The 16,705-nt window shown below is 38.6% G+C and carries 18 protein-coding genes; 10 read left to right on the top strand and 8 right to left on the bottom strand.

The genetic code is table 11. From position 1 onward, the window contains the following. The first annotated feature begins 43 nt into the window (after nucleotides 1–43). The 7 genes from OWEHO_RS03045 to OWEHO_RS03015 all read left to right on the top strand — a co-directional run bounded on the left by OWEHO_RS03045 (nucleotide 44) and on the right by OWEHO_RS03015 (nucleotide 7,159). Nucleotides 44–847, top strand: a complete 804-nt coding sequence (locus OWEHO_RS03045) for an outer membrane protein assembly factor BamD (protein WP_014200991.1) — start codon at nucleotides 44–46, stop codon at nucleotides 845–847. A gap of 9 nt (nucleotides 848–856) precedes the next feature. Then, nucleotides 857–1,189 carry a DNA-directed RNA polymerase subunit omega gene (locus OWEHO_RS03040; protein WP_014200990.1) on the top strand — a complete coding sequence of 111 codons (333 nt, stop codon included), beginning with the start codon at nucleotides 857–859 and terminating at the stop codon, nucleotides 1,187–1,189. Between the two features lie 3 nt (nucleotides 1,190–1,192). Continuing rightward, nucleotides 1,193–2,401 carry a bifunctional phosphopantothenoylcysteine decarboxylase/phosphopantothenate--cysteine ligase CoaBC gene (coaBC, locus tag OWEHO_RS03035; RefSeq protein WP_014200989.1) on the top strand — a complete coding sequence of 403 codons (1,209 nt, stop codon included), beginning with the start codon at nucleotides 1,193–1,195 and terminating at the stop codon, nucleotides 2,399–2,401. Beyond that, nucleotides 2,352–3,260, top strand: coding sequence for a type IX secretion system protein PorD (porD, locus tag OWEHO_RS03030; protein ID WP_014200988.1), 909 nt, complete (start codon nucleotides 2,352–2,354; stop codon nucleotides 3,258–3,260). The genes coaBC and porD overlap by 50 nt, the downstream gene beginning before the upstream one ends. 19 nt (nucleotides 3,261–3,279) lie before the next feature. Continuing rightward, nucleotides 3,280–4,953: a DNA repair protein RecN gene (gene recN, locus OWEHO_RS03025; RefSeq protein ID WP_014200987.1), complete on the top strand. Its 1,674-nt coding sequence runs from the start codon at nucleotides 3,280–3,282 to the stop codon at nucleotides 4,951–4,953. 87 nt (nucleotides 4,954–5,040) lie between these two features. Next, entirely contained in the window at nucleotides 5,041–6,144 is a 1,104-nt protein-coding gene (locus OWEHO_RS03020; RefSeq protein WP_143764482.1) for a YncE family protein, read from the top strand. After that, nucleotides 6,131–7,159 (top strand): nicotinate-nucleotide--dimethylbenzimidazole phosphoribosyltransferase, encoded by a 1,029-nt coding sequence (locus OWEHO_RS03015; protein WP_014200985.1) that lies wholly within the window; start codon nucleotides 6,131–6,133, stop codon nucleotides 7,157–7,159. Before OWEHO_RS03020 ends, OWEHO_RS03015 begins: the two co-directional genes overlap by 14 nt. A 46-nt stretch (nucleotides 7,160–7,205) precedes the next feature. On the opposite strand, the gene OWEHO_RS03010 is transcribed toward OWEHO_RS03015, so the two are convergent. From OWEHO_RS03010 to OWEHO_RS17745, 3 genes are read right to left on the bottom strand one after another with little or no spacing between them, the layout of a single operon-like run. Further along, nucleotides 7,206–8,327, bottom strand: coding sequence for an NAD(P)/FAD-dependent oxidoreductase (locus tag OWEHO_RS03010; protein ID WP_014200984.1), 1,122 nt, complete (start codon nucleotides 8,325–8,327; stop codon nucleotides 7,206–7,208). Next, a complete protein-coding gene (locus OWEHO_RS03005; RefSeq protein WP_014200983.1) occupies nucleotides 8,320–8,877 on the bottom strand; it encodes a DUF6580 family putative transport protein in 558 nt (185 codons plus the stop codon). The genes OWEHO_RS03010 and OWEHO_RS03005 overlap by 8 nt, the downstream gene beginning before the upstream one ends. A gap of 53 nt (nucleotides 8,878–8,930) precedes the next feature. After that, a complete protein-coding gene (locus OWEHO_RS17745) occupies nucleotides 8,931–9,452 on the bottom strand; it encodes a helix-turn-helix domain-containing protein (RefSeq protein WP_014200982.1) in 522 nt (173 codons plus the stop codon). A 362-nt stretch (nucleotides 9,453–9,814) separates the two neighbouring features. Between OWEHO_RS17745 and OWEHO_RS02995 the strand changes: the two genes are divergently transcribed. Next, nucleotides 9,815–10,999, top strand: a complete 1,185-nt coding sequence (locus OWEHO_RS02995) for a M14 family zinc carboxypeptidase (protein ID WP_014200981.1) — start codon at nucleotides 9,815–9,817, stop codon at nucleotides 10,997–10,999. Here OWEHO_RS02995 and OWEHO_RS02990 read toward each other — a convergent pair. Then, on the bottom strand, nucleotides 10,996–11,190 hold the full coding sequence (locus OWEHO_RS02990; RefSeq protein WP_014200980.1) for a hypothetical protein: 195 nt from the start codon (nucleotides 11,188–11,190) through the stop codon (nucleotides 10,996–10,998). The two genes, OWEHO_RS02995 and OWEHO_RS02990, sit on opposite strands and share 4 nt — an antisense overlap. 36 nt (nucleotides 11,191–11,226) lie before the next feature. Between OWEHO_RS02990 and OWEHO_RS02985 the strand changes: the two genes are divergently transcribed. Then, on the top strand, nucleotides 11,227–11,625 hold the full coding sequence (locus OWEHO_RS02985) for a pyrophosphohydrolase domain-containing protein (RefSeq protein ID WP_014200979.1): 399 nt from the start codon (nucleotides 11,227–11,229) through the stop codon (nucleotides 11,623–11,625). A gap of 62 nt (nucleotides 11,626–11,687) precedes the next feature. On the opposite strand, the gene hpf is transcribed toward OWEHO_RS02985, so the two are convergent. Beyond that, nucleotides 11,688–11,987 (bottom strand): ribosome hibernation-promoting factor, HPF/YfiA family, encoded by a 300-nt coding sequence (gene hpf / locus OWEHO_RS02980; protein WP_014200978.1) that lies wholly within the window; start codon nucleotides 11,985–11,987, stop codon nucleotides 11,688–11,690. A gap of 185 nt (nucleotides 11,988–12,172) precedes the next feature. Between hpf and OWEHO_RS02975 the strand changes: the two genes are divergently transcribed. Continuing rightward, entirely contained in the window at nucleotides 12,173–13,480 is a 1,308-nt protein-coding gene (locus tag OWEHO_RS02975) for a UDP-N-acetylglucosamine--peptide N-acetylglucosaminyltransferase SPINDLY family protein (RefSeq protein WP_014200977.1), read from the top strand. A 933-nt stretch (nucleotides 13,481–14,413) separates the two neighbouring features. Here OWEHO_RS02975 and OWEHO_RS02965 read toward each other — a convergent pair. The 3 genes from OWEHO_RS02965 to OWEHO_RS02955 form a co-directional block, all read right to left on the bottom strand. Continuing rightward, on the bottom strand, nucleotides 14,414–15,034 hold the full coding sequence (locus OWEHO_RS02965; RefSeq protein WP_014200976.1) for a hypothetical protein: 621 nt from the start codon (nucleotides 15,032–15,034) through the stop codon (nucleotides 14,414–14,416). A 74-nt stretch (nucleotides 15,035–15,108) separates the two neighbouring features. Beyond that, nucleotides 15,109–15,489 (bottom strand): hypothetical protein, encoded by a 381-nt coding sequence (locus OWEHO_RS02960; protein ID WP_014200975.1) that lies wholly within the window; start codon nucleotides 15,487–15,489, stop codon nucleotides 15,109–15,111. A gap of 75 nt (nucleotides 15,490–15,564) precedes the next feature. Beyond that, entirely contained in the window at nucleotides 15,565–16,350 is a 786-nt protein-coding gene (locus OWEHO_RS02955; RefSeq protein ID WP_014200974.1) for a hypothetical protein, read from the bottom strand. Nucleotides 16,351–16,705 lie beyond the last annotated feature (355 nt).

The following is a 16,705-nucleotide window of genomic DNA, read 5'->3' as shown; positions in this document are numbered from 1 at the left end:
CGTTTCGCTTTCAAACCATATTTGTACTTTTGCACGATATTTTATGAAAGCACGCACTCTAATAGGCATACTATCCATTTTTATACTCGCATCTTGTAGCGAATTTCAGAAGGCGCAAAAGAGCACCGACCTGGATTATAAGTACAATAAGGCTGTGGAGTATTATAATAATGAGAAGTATAACAACGCATATACTTTATTTGACGAATTGGTAACTCTTTTTAGAGGAACCAACAAGGCGGCTGATGCTTATTATTACTTGGCTATGACCAACTATCAGCTAGGTGACTATATTCTTGGTGCTTACCATTTTAAGAATTTTGCCAAAACATTTCCAAAAAGTGAAAAGGCGGAGGAGTGCTCATTTATGGTTGGGTTTTGTTATTACTTAGAGTCACCAACTTATAGCCTAGATCAAACCTATACCTACAAAGCAATAAATGAGCTTCAGCTTTTTGTAAACACTCATCCACAAAGTGAGCATTTGCAAGATTGCAACACGTATATCCGTGAGATGCGTAAGAAGCTGGAAAAGAAATCATACGAGATTGCTTACCAATATTATCATACAGGATATTACCAAGCTGCAGTTGTAGCTTTTAATAATACCCTTAATGACTTTCCTGATACTCAGTATCACGAAGAAATTTTATTCACTAGGCTTTTATCGGCTTATGAGCTGGCAAAGAACAGTATTGAAAGTAAAAAGCTGCAGCGATTTATTGAATCAAAAACAGCGTATAATGAATTTATCGGATATTATCCTGAAAGTAAAGATGCCAAAGAGGCCGTGCAGATGTACGTGAAAATTCAGGATCATATTCATAATTTACAGCAACAATCATAATTATTGACAATGGATTACAAGAAAGTTGATGCTCCGAGAACTACCGTTACTCAAAACCACAATGAAATAGATGCTCAAACTGAGAACATCTATGAAGCCTTGGCAATTGTGTCAAAGCGTGCGGATCAAATAGGAGAGGAGATCAAGGTTGAGCTTCATGATAAGCTTGATGAATTTGCCACAAACACTGAGAGTTTGGAGGAGATTTTTGAAAACAAGGAGCAAATTGAAGTTTCCCGTTTTTACGAATCTTTAGCTAAACCTACTTCTATTGCTATGGAAGAGTGGAAGGCTGGTAAAGTTTACTTCAGAAGACCAGAAGTAAAACAAGAAGGAGAGTAAAATATGCTTAGCGGAAAGAAAGTGCTATTAGGGGTTACCGGTAGCATTGCCGCATATAAAGCCAGTTTTCTGGTAAGACTGCTCATTAAAGCGGGTGCACAGGTGAAGGTTGTTCTTTCGCCTGCGGCCCGCGATTTTGTTACACCCCTTACCTTGGCTACCCTTTCTAAAAACCCGGTTCTTTGGGAATACTTTGATGCCAACGATGAAGAAGGCAAATGGAATAACCATGTAGACTTGGGACTATGGGCAGACCTTATGGTGATTGCCCCAGCTACTTCAGATACACTTTCTAAAATGGCTAGCGGACTTTGCGACAACTTCTTAATGGGAGTATATATGTCTGCAAAATGTCCGGTATATTTTGCTCCAGCAATGGACCTCGATATGTATCGCCATCCCTCCACACAAGGAAATATCAAAAAACTTCAGGATTTCGGAAATTGTTTTATCCCTTCTGGTGATGGCGAACTTGCCAGTGGGTTAATTGGAGAAGGCAGAATGGCTGAACCTGAAGAAATCATTGATTTTATTAATCAGGATTTATTGAGCCTATCACCCCTTAAGGACAAAACTGTATTAATAACTGCTGGCCCAACCCACGAACCTATAGATCCTGTGCGCTTTATTGGAAATCACAGCTCAGGCAAAATGGGAATAAGTTTGGCTGAAACAGCTGCAGAAATGGGAGCAAAAGTAAATTTGGTTTTAGGACCTACTCCTTTGCGACCAACAAATGCAGACGTAAATGTTATTTCCGTGGAAACGGCCGTGCATATGCACCAAGAATGCGAGAAATTATTCTCACTTACAGATATTTCGATAATGGCCGCTGCTGTGGCGGATTACCGACCGAAAAAGGTAGCCGATCAGAAAATAAAAAAAGCTGATGGAGGCCTTCATATTGATTTAATCAAAAACCCGGATATCCTTTTTGACTTAGGGAATAAGAAATCAGCCACACAAGTGGTGGTAGGTTTTGCTCTAGAAACGGAAAACGGAATTGAAAACGCAATTGGTAAGTTGCACAAGAAAAACTGTGATCTCATCGTTTTGAACAGCCCAAGCTTTAATACTGGTTTTGGAAAAGATACCAATGAAGTAACTTTGATCAATCGAAAGGAGGAGCAAATAACTTTAGGACTAAAAAGTAAACAAGACATTGCAAAAGATATTCTACTACATATTACTGATCACCTTTTGCCTAAGTAGCAGCAATGCTTTGGCACAAGAGCTAAACGCTCAGGTTCAGATTATTTCGGATAAAATTCAGGCCACAAACCGTCAGCGGTTTACCACCTTAGAAACTGCTATTCGCGAGTTTTTGAACAACAGACAGTGGACCAACGAAAAATATGCTCAGGAGGAAAAAATTAGCTGTCAGTTTATTTTGACCCTTAATAGCGAAAATAATGATGCCTACTCGGGTGATATTCAGATTCTGTATAGTCGACCCATTTACAAGTCAGGTTACAATTCGCCAGTATTGATACATCGTGATACTAAGTTTGATTTCACTTACCTGCAGTACGATCGTCTTGACTTTTCAATAAACACTAATCTTTCTAACCTTACTTCCGTTTTAGCTTACTACGCCTATATTATCATTGGCTTAGATCACGACACTTATTCTATAAAAGGTGGAGATCCATACTATACAAAAGCGCAAACAATTGTGAATAATGCCCAAGGAAGCTCGTATGGTGGTTGGTCGAGTTTTGAAGGAAACAACAATCGCTTTTGGTTGGTAGACAATTTAACTAGCCCTGTCTTTGATGATTTCAGAATTGGTCTCTATCAATATCACAGGTTAGGCCTGGACTTGATGAATGAGCCAACACAACAAGCTGCCGCTAAAAATGTGATCAAGAATTCTCTTATGAAGCTTGAGGCTGTGAATAATAAGCGTAGAAACTCAATGTTAATGCAGATTTTCTTTGATGCAAAGAGTCAGGAAATCATCAATATTTTCAGTGGTGGCGAGCCAATGAAGTTGGCGGATCTCAAGGAAGTTCTTGTAGAAATAGATCCTACAAATTCTTCCAAATACCAGGCAATGGGTAAGACATAATTCTTCTTACTTTCGCTGCATGCTGAAACATCTTTCTGTAAAAAATTACGCTCTAATAGATAAGCTCGAACTTGACTTATCCTCAGGGTTTTCGGTAATTACCGGTGAAACAGGAGCGGGGAAATCTATTATTTTGGGAGCACTGAATTTGGTGCTTGGCAAACGTGCTGACTTAAAGGTACTTCGTGATGAAACCACAAAATGTGTGGTAGAGGCTACTTTTATTTTGAATCAGAATTCCTTCAAAAGTTTTTTTGCAAACAATGAACTCGATTTTGAGTCTGAGACACTAATTCGGAGAGAAATTACGCCATCCGGAAAATCACGTGCTTTTATAAATGATACTCCGGTTACCCTAAATGTTTTAAACGACCTTTCATCAAGGTTAATAGATGTTCATAGCCAACATCAAAATTTGTTGCTTGCAGACACTAACTTTCAACTAGGCCTCATTGATGCTTTTGCTAAAAATGAAAAGGAAATTACAGTCTATGCAGAAAGTCATAAGCGATATCAGGATGTAAATAAGGAGATTAAAAAAATAACTGAATCATCTGATAGACAAAGCTTTGATTTAGACTATGTAAACTTTTTGCTTAAGGAACTTACCGAGGCAAAGTTGGAATCCGGGGAACAAGAAAATATTGAAGAAGAGCTAAAGCTTTTAGAAAACGCAGAAGAAATTCAAGGTAAACTTGACAGCGCTGTAAAGCTTATTGAAGGAGTTGAAACTATCGGTATTAACGATGGACTTATTTCCGTAGGGCAATCGTTTAAACAACTTCAAAATTATAACCCTATTTACAAGGAGCTAACTGAAAGAGTTAGCGCCATTCAGATAGAACTTGAAGACATTCGCCAGGAGGTGGAGCAACTAGCAAGTGACACAGAGTACAACCCAGAGCGCTTAGAAAAGCTTGACTCACGCCTTAGTCAACTTATTCATTTACAAAGAAAACATGGTGCTGAGGATATAGATGAGCTTATATCAAAGCGAGATGAACTGGAATCTAAAATTGAAGAGGTAACTCAAGCTGAAGAAAGGTTAGTAAAGCTACAAGCTGACTTAAAAGAGGCTGAAGCGAATCGCTTGTCGGCAGCAAGGAAACTTCATCAAACAAGAGAAAAAGCTGCTCCCGCCATTGAAAAGCAGATCGTTAGCATTTTGTCTGATCTTAATATGAATGATGCTAAGCTTCAAATTAAGGTTAGTCAAACAGAAATTTTTACAAAGTTGGGCAATGATGAGATCACTTTCAATTTTTCCGCTAACAAAGGTATAGCCTTACAACCGCTATCTAAGGTGGCTTCGGGAGGGGAGATGAGCAGAGTAATGCTTGCCTTAAAATCAATTATGGCCGAGCACAATGATTTGCCATCTATCATTTTTGATGAAATTGACACAGGCGTAAGTGGAGAAACGGCCGGTAAGATTGGAAATATTCTTCAAAAGATGGGGGGAGCAATGCAAGTAATAGCTATCACTCACTTACCACAAATTGCCTCTAAAGGAATCAGACATTATAGAGTTCAAAAAAAGTCGGACACTCATTTTACACTAACGGACATCGTAGAGTTAAATGAAAATGAGCGACTTCACGAACTAGCGAGACTCCTTAGCGGTGAGCACATTACTGATGCTGCTTTGGCCAACGCACAGCATTTGCTTAAGGGTAATAAGACTGCAGTCTAATTGAACACCGCTCATAATCATCTTTCTTATTATCTTTCCAGCATTCAAACCAAGTTTGAGATTTTATTGACTAACATCAATTTTTTTATGAAAACTAACATTTTGAAAATATGCGTTTTAGGCGCACTTCTTAGTATAGGAGCTTGTAAAGACGATCCTAAGCCAGATCCGGCACCACCTAGCACCACTGCGGTGATGATTGGAAATACAGGACTTACACCTCAGGGTTCAGGTACTTTAACCTCATACAATCCAGAGCTTCAAGTGCCCAATAATAATGCCTTTCAAAAAGCCAATACTTATACTATGGGGCCTGGTTTAAATAGTATGCTGGTAGATGGTGACAAAACATTTTTAGTAATGTCTGGTAATGCAGAGATTGTAGTTGTAAACACTAGTAATTATAAAGTAATAAAGCGTTTTACCGGATTTGGAACTCCTCGACATATAGTAAAGGCTTCGAGCAATAAATATTATGTTACTGATTGGCAAGATGAAGGTGTGCATGTACTGTATTATAATCAAACTTCTCCTTCCAAGTTCATTTATACAGGATTAGGGCCAGAAAGGATGATTATAAAAGATGATTTGCTGTTTGTAGCAAATAGTGGTGGCCCTGGAACTATTGCAGACAGCACCGTTAGTATTATAAATACTAAAGTAGATACCATTACTACTGAGCTTCAAGTTGCTTTTAAGCCAAACTCTATGCAACTAGATAGCCGAGATCAATTGTGGGTGCTATGTGCTGGCTTTCAGGATGTAATTGATCCTTTTGCAAGCTTACCTGGCGAATTAATGTCTTTTGATCTTTCCCGTGATTCCCTTGAGTATTATCCTGATTCTATTGTGCATGTAGATACTTTGAGTCTGGTATTATCCGACAATCAGCTTCGCCCACATGATTTGGTTATAAACAAAGAAGGAAAGAAGCTTTACTTCATTGATAATGAAAATGGTGATGACGGCAATATCATGGTACACGATGTGAAAATGCCAATGCTTACACAAGCTCCATACATTCAAGGTTTTTTCTACTCATTAGGATATGACATGGTGCAGGAAGAACTTTACGGAGGCTCGCCTGGAAATTATCTTTTAAATGGGGAGGTGCACCGTTATCGTGAAAATGGCAACCAAATAGATTTCTTTACGGCCGGCATAATTCCATCTTGCTTTGGATTTAAGTGATCTCTTCTCCTTTGAAATAAAGAGTGTTAATAACAAGCGCCTCCAGCGTTTGTTGTTCCGTAAACTTGGTACAGGTCAAGAGTTTATTGAAGAACTGGAAACAGTTGAAAAGCTGGCATTTAAGAGTGCATTGGTGCTCAATAGTGTAAATCCCAGATTACGAAATCCGACCATCCTAGTTTTTGCTTCTGATCACGGTATAAGTAAACCTCTGGCATCCTTTATTAGAGATGAACAGCATACAGAAGTTAACCTTCAAAGTTTTCTTCAGGGTACCTTGCCGGTAAATGGTTTTTCAAAATCCTCTGACATTAGTATAAAGGCAGTTGATGTTGGGGTAGATCATTCGTTTGAAGGAACCTTGGATTATTGGCTTCATCACGGCTCTAAAGTAATTGACCGCAAGCAAGCTTTTGGAACAAGAAATTTTCAAGAATTTCCCGCCATTACAACTGCCGAGCTCCACTCTTGTATGCAAGTGGGGATGGAGATGGTTGACAAGGAAAGAAAAACTGGCTGCAATGTTATTGGGTTTGGAGAGTTAGCCAGAGGTGCAAAATTCAGCGCGTGGTGTACTGCAGCCGCCTTGCTCGATAAGCCTATAGCAGAGTTACTGGCAGGGGAACCAGAAGAACTAACACTCTATTTAGATAAAGCTCTAAAAACGCATCCAAAATCTCATGATGTTTATACAATTCTCAGTTTGTATGGAGGGTATGAAATAGGAGCATTGGTCGCTGCCATACTCCGTGCAGCCCAGCATAGAATGTTAATCTTGATTGATGGTCTAGTAACCGCTACCGCAGCCCTTGCTGCAAGCAAATTATCTCCAAGTATTTTAGACTACTGTATTTTTAGCTATCGCTCAAACGACCCAATCCATGGTGAGATTTTGAATGAATTGAAAGCGGATTCACTTTTGGAGGTGAGTAGTTTTTCAGGGATGGGGGCAGGAGTGGCCTATACTTATCCATTGCTAAAAAATGCCATGACTTTATTCGCACCAAAGAAATAGGGTACAAGTCTTGTTTTAAATTAGTTAGACATTCTGTTTTAAACCTTTATTTCAAAACCAAATCAGCTAATTTTTCTGCTAGCATTGGTGTCATTGCCACACCCATACCGCCAAGGCGAGCACCCACAAATAAGTTAGTATGGAGCTCTTTTATGATGGGGTCTTTCTCATTATTGTTTCCAAAAGCCATTGTCCCGGCCCAGCGTCTTTCTATCCTCAACGCCTTTCCTGGCATAATCACTTTATATAATAATACCTCCAACGCAGATTGGATAACACCAGAAACCTCCTGACTATCAGTGTTCTCATTTTCTCGATCTACATTTCGTCCACCGCCTAGTAGTATTTTATCTCCGATTGCTCTAAAGTAGAAGTAGCCCTCATGGGCATGAAAAGTTCCTTTAAGCTTTAAACCCGGAATTGATTCTGTAAGCAAAAGCTGTCCACGAGCAGGGTTTATGTCTTCTTCAGGAATCAGCCTTTTACTAAAGCCATTGGTGGCAACTATAACCTTATGGGCAGAAAACTCCTTACTTCCATTACTTACATACCATAGTGTTCCTTGTGAGTTTATGTGTTTTATATCAAAGCCAAAGTTAAAAATCACACCTAGTGATTTTGCTTTTTGCAGAAGTTGAGTAACTAGTTTCCCGCTATGTAAAGCACCCTCACCTTTAATTTTAAGTAGAGGATATGTTGTATCGAATCCGAATGTATTTGAGGTAAACTCATATGGCTCAAAGCCCAAGAGGGTTGATAGCTTGGCGTTTATATCATGTATGGCATCCTTGCAGTCCTTAAGCAAACTAGCTTCTCTTTCTGTAAAAATCTCATAACCATCATCTTTATGGAAGTCAACATCAGAAGGGGAGACACGAGTCAATAATTTTTGAATACCTAAGTAGCGCGTCTGCACTCGCTCAAGAGCCTTTTGCTCGCCAATCTGTTTGGTATCGTCTAAGATTTCGGAGAGACTGCCAAAACAAGCAAACCCAGCATTTTTTATCGATGCACCGGATGGGAATAAACCGCGCTCAACAACCCGAATACTTAATCCTGGTTTTCTTGATTTTATCTCAATAGCAGTATTAAGCCCTGTGAGCCCAGCGCCAATAATAAGGATGTCTGTAGGAAAATAGAAAGAATCTGTTTCCCAAATACTAAGCATTTACCGTACTAGGCTTGTGAGCACCAGTAAGGAAATATGCAGCAGAAAACATAATTACACCGTAAAAGGCTGTTCCAGCAACTTGGTTCAACAAGAAAGGAAGACCGGCAACGTAAGACTGAATAAGACCTCCAAAAGTTTGTGGATACATTGGGCTACCCAACCAAGCTCCAAAGTTGGTTAATAGGTAAAAAACTATAGCAGAAGCTAAACCAGCACCAATCAATGGAAGCGCTTTAAATCCGCTGGTAAAATAACGGCCCATTAATACAGTAATGAAAAATGCCCCGTATATAAATGCAAAGCCCGGAGTTAACCATTGAAAACCTTCGTAATACTGACCATACACAAGGTTGTTTAGTACTAAATCACTTGCAAAAAGAGCAATGGCCGGAATCATAAAGGCTCTTAAATTATTTCTAAACAAAACGCCTCCAAATAGGGCAGTGGCTCCAACAGCAGTAAAATTAGGAGCATGTGGCAAAAAGCGTGTTGTAATTGCGGCTACAATAAGAGTAATAAGTACGATGATTCTATTTTGCTGTTGCATGGTTGTCTTTGTATTTAAAGGCAAAAGTAATAAAGCTTAAGCGAATTTTAAACTTATGGGCGATAAGCCTTGAAACTACCATTAGTATAGAATATGACGATTTGCTCAACTTCCTTTACGTCAGGCTCTTTACTATTCTCTACGGTTTTTGGTTTTTTATCCAAATGGTCATTTAAAGAATGGGAGGGGGGCGCTGGCTTCTCGATTTCAGTAGTTTTTTCCACCGGCTCTTCTGGAGCTTTTGCAGGAATGGTACCGGGCTCCGAAACAACGCGTACACCCTCCATGGGTAGTCCACCTACTTGTCCGAATAAGTTGTTTTCAACTGGCTTTTCTTTTGTATTTACATTTGTAACATCAATATACAACTGCCCTGAACCTGTGATCAAGTAATCTAAGTTTACATTTGTAAATGATTCTTTTATCTGATTAATTACTTGTAAACTCGGCTTGTTTCTTCCACTTAATATATGACTAATAATTGCGGGGTTTAAATTAGCTTCTTTAGCGAAGTCAGTATTGCTTAAACCCTGGTCATCAATAAGCTCTTTTATCCGTTGTGCTATATCTTCCATTTGTAAATTACATTCTAATTACATTTGTAAATGTAAAAAATACTTTTGTTTGACAACAAGAGGTTGAAAAAATAAAAAAAGATGGCAACCCAAACCTTTTTTGTTTGAAATTTTAATTTAACAAAAAGACTTTAATAAACTGAATTAAAGCAGCATAACAAACCATAAAAAATCAGGAACACATTTGTAAAACAAATGTAAATCAAAGAAAACAAGAGTTGCTAGTTTTTTTCTTCAAGGAAGCCTAAATCTAATCTCCAGATTACACCCATTTACTTCAATGAAGCTTGCCTTACCTAATTACTATTACACATTATGTAGGTAACTTTGAGCCCTGGTATTAAATGCAAACAACAAGTGAAATGGCTTCAACATATTTTGAATCGAGAGATTACGGACAATTTATAGAACAGGATTTTAGACACAGGTGGCTCAGGCCAAGTTTTCTTTATGATAAATTAAAAAAGTATGAAGGTCATAATCTTGAAATTGGTGAAGCAGGAAAGTCGATTGAAGGAAGACCTATTTATAAATTGAAATATGGGAGCGGGAAAACCAAGGTAGTACTATGGACACAGATGCATGGTAACGAACCAACGGCAACAATGGCGCTTATTGATTTTTTGAACTTTCTTACCAAAAGTGATACATACGACAGTTTGCGAAAAATCCTTTTTGACAACCTTGAAATCACTATGATACCTATGCTCAACCCGGATGGGGCGGAGCGCTTTACCAGGAGAAATGCTTTGGATATTGACCCTAATAGGGATGCAGCGAGCTTGGCTATGCCTGAACTAAAAATATTAACGGATTGGGTAGAGGAAAACAAACCAGAATGGGCCTTTAACCTTCATGATCAAAGAAATATATTTACGGTAGGTACAAGTGATAAAAGCGCGACTATTAGCTTTTTGGCGGCCTCAGCCGACCTTGAAAAAACAATGACACCCACTCGTGAAAAAAGCATGAACTTGATCAGTGAGTTGGCGACTGTGGTTGAAGCTCATTTACCAGGCCACGTTGGTAAATATTCGGATGAGTTTTATCCGAGAGCCCTTGGAGAGTATTTTCATAAATCCAAAATTCCTTGTGTATTAATAGAGTCCGGAGCATATGCCAACGATGAGTTTAGGGACAATGCCCGTAAAATGAACTTTCTGTGCTTGGTAGAAGGACTAGCCAAGATTGCGAACAACGATATTCCTGCTGATGCAATAGAAAAATATAAGGCTATACCAGAGAATAGTATGAATATGCTGGATGTGATAATTCGCGATTCTACGCTGAACTACAAAGGACAAAGCCTAAAAGCAGATATTGGCCTATTATATAAGGAGCTGCCAAACTTTGAAACCAATCAATTGGAGCGAAAGTTATACGTGCAGGATATTGGAGACTTGCAGTTTCACTTTGCCTTTAAAGACTTAGCGGGCGGACACATTGACTGCTCAAAATCAAGGCCTGAGTTTGAAAAAGTGGCCAATTTTGAAATAATAAAGGAAGACGGCAGTATAATACAACTTGCAAAAGGGGAGATGAGCTAGCTTAAAACAAACTGCTTTACAATATATAATAGAAACAGAATAAGCAATAATCCACCAAGAAAATAACCTGAGCCACCATATTGTATTTTATGCAGGTTCAGGTCTTTACGGTAGCTCCATATAAGGTATCCAACAAAAGCCGTTAAAAAGATGCCTGCAAAAATCCAATGGCCGGTGGTGATGTTTTCCATAGTGTGTAGTTTTACCAAAATTTTTACAAAGATACCATGAAGAAGCAAATTGACCACGTAGCATTATTTCACAATACTTTTAAAATAGGAAACGAGGAAAAGCCGATTGCTCAACTGAGTGAAGACGGGTATATGCTTCGCTACAACTTGATGAAGGAAGAGAATGATGAGTATTTGGAGGCTGCTCAAAATGGTGACCTTACGGAAATTGCTGATGCCCTGGGCGATATGATGTATATCTTATGTGGAACTATTCTTAAGCATGGTTTGCAGGATATAATAGAAGATGTATTTGAAGAAATACAGCAAAGTAATATGAGCAAGCTAGATGGAAATGGAGAACCCATATACCGTGAAGACGGTAAGATACTGAAGGGGAGTAATTATTTTAGACCCAACATTGAAGCTATTCTAAAGAAAAAAGGAGCGCTATAAAAGTAAAAGCCGCCCCGAAGATGTCGGAGCGGCTTTTTAAATTCCTTTTGGTGGCTCATGTTTTAATGGGCCTGTAGTTTTGTTTTAAGCTTTCGTATTTGTCCTTTAAGCTTTTCAATAGAGTCATTAATTGAGCCTTCAAATTTTGGACTTTGGCTAGAAGCGAAGATGTCGTTTCCAGGAATATTGAGTTTTATTTCCGCCACTTTATTTTGCTCCTTTCCATCTTGTACTAGTTTGAGGTATATCTCTGCTCCAACTATTTTGTCATAATACTTTACCAACCCTTCAGTTTTTTGTCTTGCGTAATCGGTAAGTGTCACATCTGCGTGGAAACCTACAGTCTGAATGTCCATTTTCATATATCGTTTCTTTTATAAGATTCAAATCTTAAAACTAACCAAAAGCCTAAAGGTTTACTAACCTTAGCGAATAATAAATTCACAAAGTTTCAATTTTACCTTAAAGTGTAATTAAACGGCTTTGGAACAGTATTTGGCAAGGAGATGCCATAAATAATTTTATTTTTGCCCAAAACCAAATAATAATGATGAGACATACATTCTTACTATTAGCAGCAATTTTTGGCTTTAGCCTAGCTGCTCAGGAAGGACCCAAAATTACAAGTGCTGTAATTGCAGCAGACCGTCAAGATCTTGCAGAAGCCAAAAGCTACATTGATGAAGCTGGACAAATCATTGGCACCAAGAGCCTTAGTGAAGTTCGTAGTAAAGATTTAGCAAAGTTTTATTACTACAAAGGTCTAATCAACTTTAGATTGACTCAAAGTTCTGATGAAGCCATTAAAGCTTTGGACCCTGATGCATTGGATAAAGCTGCAGAAGGTTTTAAAAATCTTATAGAGTATGAAAAACAAATAGGGAAGGAGCGTTATACTGATGATGTAAAGCAACAGCTTCCTTATCTGGCAAACGCATATGCTTCTCGTGGAATTGAAGCGAGTGGTAAAGAAGATTATGCAAATGCATTTATTGACTTCCAGCGCACTTATGATTTGAAGAAAGATTTCGGTATAGGTACTGATACGTCAATGCTTTACAATGCCGCTCTTATGGCTCAGCAAGCAGGAAATAATGCCAAAGCAATTGAAATTACTGAAGAGCTTATTGCTATGAACTACAGAGGCTTACAGTATAAAGCTAAAAATGCAGCTACTGGTGACCCCGTAGAGTTTGGAAGCAAAAAACAAATGGAACTGAGCGTGAAATCTGGTGCAGTTACAGATCCAGTTATTGAGGGAGATGTTCGTCCTGATTTATACCTTACCGCGGCTAGTCTCAACAAAAAAGAGGGTGATACAGCTGCTTATGACAACTGGGTTTCTAAAGGAAGAGAAATGTTCCCTGAAAACGAAGCACTTTTGAGAGCTGAACTTCAAACATTCCTTGAAAAACAAGAATATGAGAAAGCTTTAGTAAACCTTAATAAGGCAATTGAAAAGGATCCTTCAAATAAACTATTCCAGTATATTAAAGGATACATTATTCAAACTGAAACAAAGGATCTTGAAAAGGCAAGAGCAGCTTATGCAAAAGCAATTGAGCTTGACCCTAACTATGTAGAACCATTGTATATGTCTGGTTTGACTTATGTGGAAGAGGCAAACGCCATTACAGAAAAGATGAATGCCTTGAAACTAAATGAAACTAGTAAGTATAATGCTTTACAAAAAGAGCAAAATGCACAGTTTGAAAAGGCATTACCATTTTTTGAAAAGGCGCATACCGTAGATCCTAAGGATAAGGACACCTTGAGCGCTTTGAAAGAAGTGTACTATAAACTAAAGATGTACGAAAAAGCAAAAACTATACAAACGGAGATTGAAGCTTTGTAATAGAGTATAGCTTTTAAACAGATTATTGAAGGGATGCCAAATCGGTGTCCCTTTTTATTTGTCAAAAATACTATTTGACATAATATTAATTATAGGAAAAATTAAGAAATCTCCGTAATACGAGCAAAGCGAGTATTTAACATAAAATCAGATATCGCGGTGATAGCCCGATATCGGCCGATTTTATGTTAAGGAGATTTCGAATCGCATTTACGGATTACCTCACGAAGAATTTCGTTCTGAAGTTTTCCTATAATGATATTATGTTTCCGCTGCGCTCCAGGCTAAAGCCCAAATAGAGATCCGTCTCCGCGAGTTTAAAACTAAATTACGTCTCCGGGTTTTTCCTATAATTAGCCATTATGTAGAAATAGCCGCAATTTGCCATAGCGGCTGACTTGGCCTCAGCTCCGAAAGCCATTAAGCTTTCAACCGTAGCGAAGCGAGCTCACGAACTCCTTAAAAAAATATTAGCATGTGAGTATTTTTTTGCCCGCGCGCGGTTTTCGTTTCCACGAGCAAATAAGCCTCGCTCTGCTGCGGCACATTTGCTCTTACAGAATTTCGTTTAAGCAGAAACTTTTTGGGGATTCGTTTTCAAAAACCAACTGCCGACACTAAGAAGCTTGTTTACGTAATTAATTTTTCCTCTTCATTTTGGCTTGAACCAAAACGAAGCAAAAGTTCAAGGCCTTATTTTCTTTGTAAAGCCAAGTTCGGCTGGGTGATTTCCGTAACAAGTTCGGAGCTTCCCATTCTCACTAAGGCTTTACTTTGAAAACCGGACTTTCATAAATGAGGCCAGTCGTCTCGAAAAGTAATGACCATGAATCAGGTTTAAGACTGAAAATCCACCGTTGTGTTCAGGGCAAATTTCACTATAGTAAGGCCTTTAAGTTAAAACTTCCATTTGGCCACAAAATATTGGACACTCTACTTTTCAAGACGATAAGCCAATCCAACCTGAATTAGAGCTGCAAAATCCCATTCAAAGTTGTCATAGGTGATGGGTCTTTTTTCATCCTTACCCAATATGAATATAGCACCTACTCCAATCTTTTGATTTAAATAAAGCCTATTGGTAATTTTTGCCTTTATGCCCACTCCAATGTTGTTTTCAAGCCAAGTAAAAGGCCCAAAATATTCAATCACCTCGTAATAAAGGGTTCCTAGTTCTTCATCTTCAAAAGCTGGCAAGAACATCCTATTACGAGTAGGTGATTTTGAATATTGAAAGTCATAAAACACAAAGGGCTTCACACATTTCAAATCCTTGAAGAGATAATGGTGATAAAAGGCCGTAATACCCCAGTGATGTTTAAACTCTGTACCAAACTGCCTTTTTAAGAATACATTATTCTGGTCATCATTGTGCGCCAGTTTATTGATATTATAACGAATTCCAATGCCAATTTCATTTTTAGGGTTTAGATAGGCCGAACCTGAAAGAATGATGCTACGGCCTGAGTATGTTGAATTAAATGCAGACGTTATATCCACTTGGGCCAGTGTTGCATTCGCAAACACAATCAGTAAAGGAAAGATATATTTCATATTTGGATGTTTGGGGTGCTAAAAAGGAGAACTCGAACGAGTTCTCCTTTAAAATTGTTTTACACACATTAAGCTTAAAGCTCCACTCTCCAAAGTCTGAATTTTCCTTTTGAGTTGTTATGCCACTTTGCCCAAGATGAGTAAATCGTACCATAATCGACACGATTATTTTTCACCACACTAGGGTTGTAAGCATACCACTCACTTGAATATTTCCTCTCGCCCGCTAGGTAAACGGTTTTCCCATTACCGCTACCATTGCCTAAATCCTTTGCACTACTGTACCAATCCCTTTCAAACGTATTCCAGTATGTGTAGCTACTGCCATACGGTGCCACAGGACTTGCATTGGTAGTAATGAATTGTTCCCAATGACCTAAAAGCTTACCAATATCCTTTTTCTCTACTTCTCTTATTTCCTTCCATGTATTGTAGGTTCCATTATCTTTTCGCAAGTTAATGTGGACTACTGCGGTTGGGTCAATATGTGCCGAGACAATACAGAATTCTGAGCGTCCTGAGCGTTCATATCAATGGTTAATTTGAAATTCGTGTGAATGAAAATCAGTTCTTGTAGACGAGGCTGATTTATTATTTGTAATTAAAGGAAACTCCTCTCTACTTCTATTGATGGTCTCCTCTTCCCCATTGCTTACAATAAATACTGGGTTTGATGTATTTTGAACTGTATTTTCATCAAGCAAGGTCTCTATCAAGTTTCCATCTGCATCGTAGTACCATGCAACCACAAAATCTTCATATTCCTCCATTCCGGGCATTTCAGAATTTACCTCGAAACCAGCTACAAAAATAGGCTGTTTGGTTATGTCCGCATTGCTCAAGTTAGGAATATAAATCGCAGGCACGTATTGCTCAATGACGCCTGAATCCTCTGGATTAAGTGATAGGTGAGTTAAATCGGCATTCTCTATAACAGTTGCAAGGTTTGAGAATTCTGAATTACCTGAATACTCAGAACCCAAGTCATTAATAAAAGTTATAAGGTTAATGGAGCTAATCGCACTCGCAGAAGCTTTTTGGAATACGTACTGATTCTGAGGATGAGTATTCAGGAAATTCCGCAATGCTACTGAAATCTCCAAGAGGTGTCCGTTGATTTTTTCATCGTCAGCATCCTCTGGGTTGTCCATGTAATCCGATATAGGATAGGGGTTGGGAATGTTCGTTACGTTGTCAATAACGTAGTTCACACTTCCGGATTTTTTGACTAAGAGATCGGTCGTTTTGTCTTTATCGCAAGAGCCTAAGAAAACGGTAAGCCCAACGATAAGGCTAAAGAAACTAATCTTTTTCATAATTTGAAAAATTTAAAAGTTAAAAACAATTAGTAAATCACCGCTACTGTGCTTAGAAGCAGACACTCGAGTGGTTGGGAGGCCACGAAATGCTTGATTTGGCAAAAGAGCCAGCAAACGTAATTTAAATCTTGAAGCGTGCGACAGGTCTTCCAAAATATTTTAGATCATTCTAATATTTCCGTTCAATCAGCCGTCAGGCCGTTAAAGTTCGCTCCCCCGCAATCCTGCGGGACATGCGCTCCTAAAACCGCCTTTTTATCCCGCAGCATTGCGGGGCCGCCTCTCCCCTTTTATTTATCCAAGGAAGCCCGCGCCAAACCAGTAAAAAAATGAAAGCTTAATTCACTCCTCA

The sequence above is a fragment of the Owenweeksia hongkongensis DSM 17368 genome, from assembly GCF_000236705.1.
In the GTDB taxonomy this organism is placed as follows: Bacteria; Bacteroidota; Bacteroidia; order Flavobacteriales; family Schleiferiaceae; genus Owenweeksia; species Owenweeksia hongkongensis.
The sequence above is the reverse complement of the archived record's forward strand: the minus strand, read 5'-3'. Positions and strand labels throughout refer to the sequence as shown.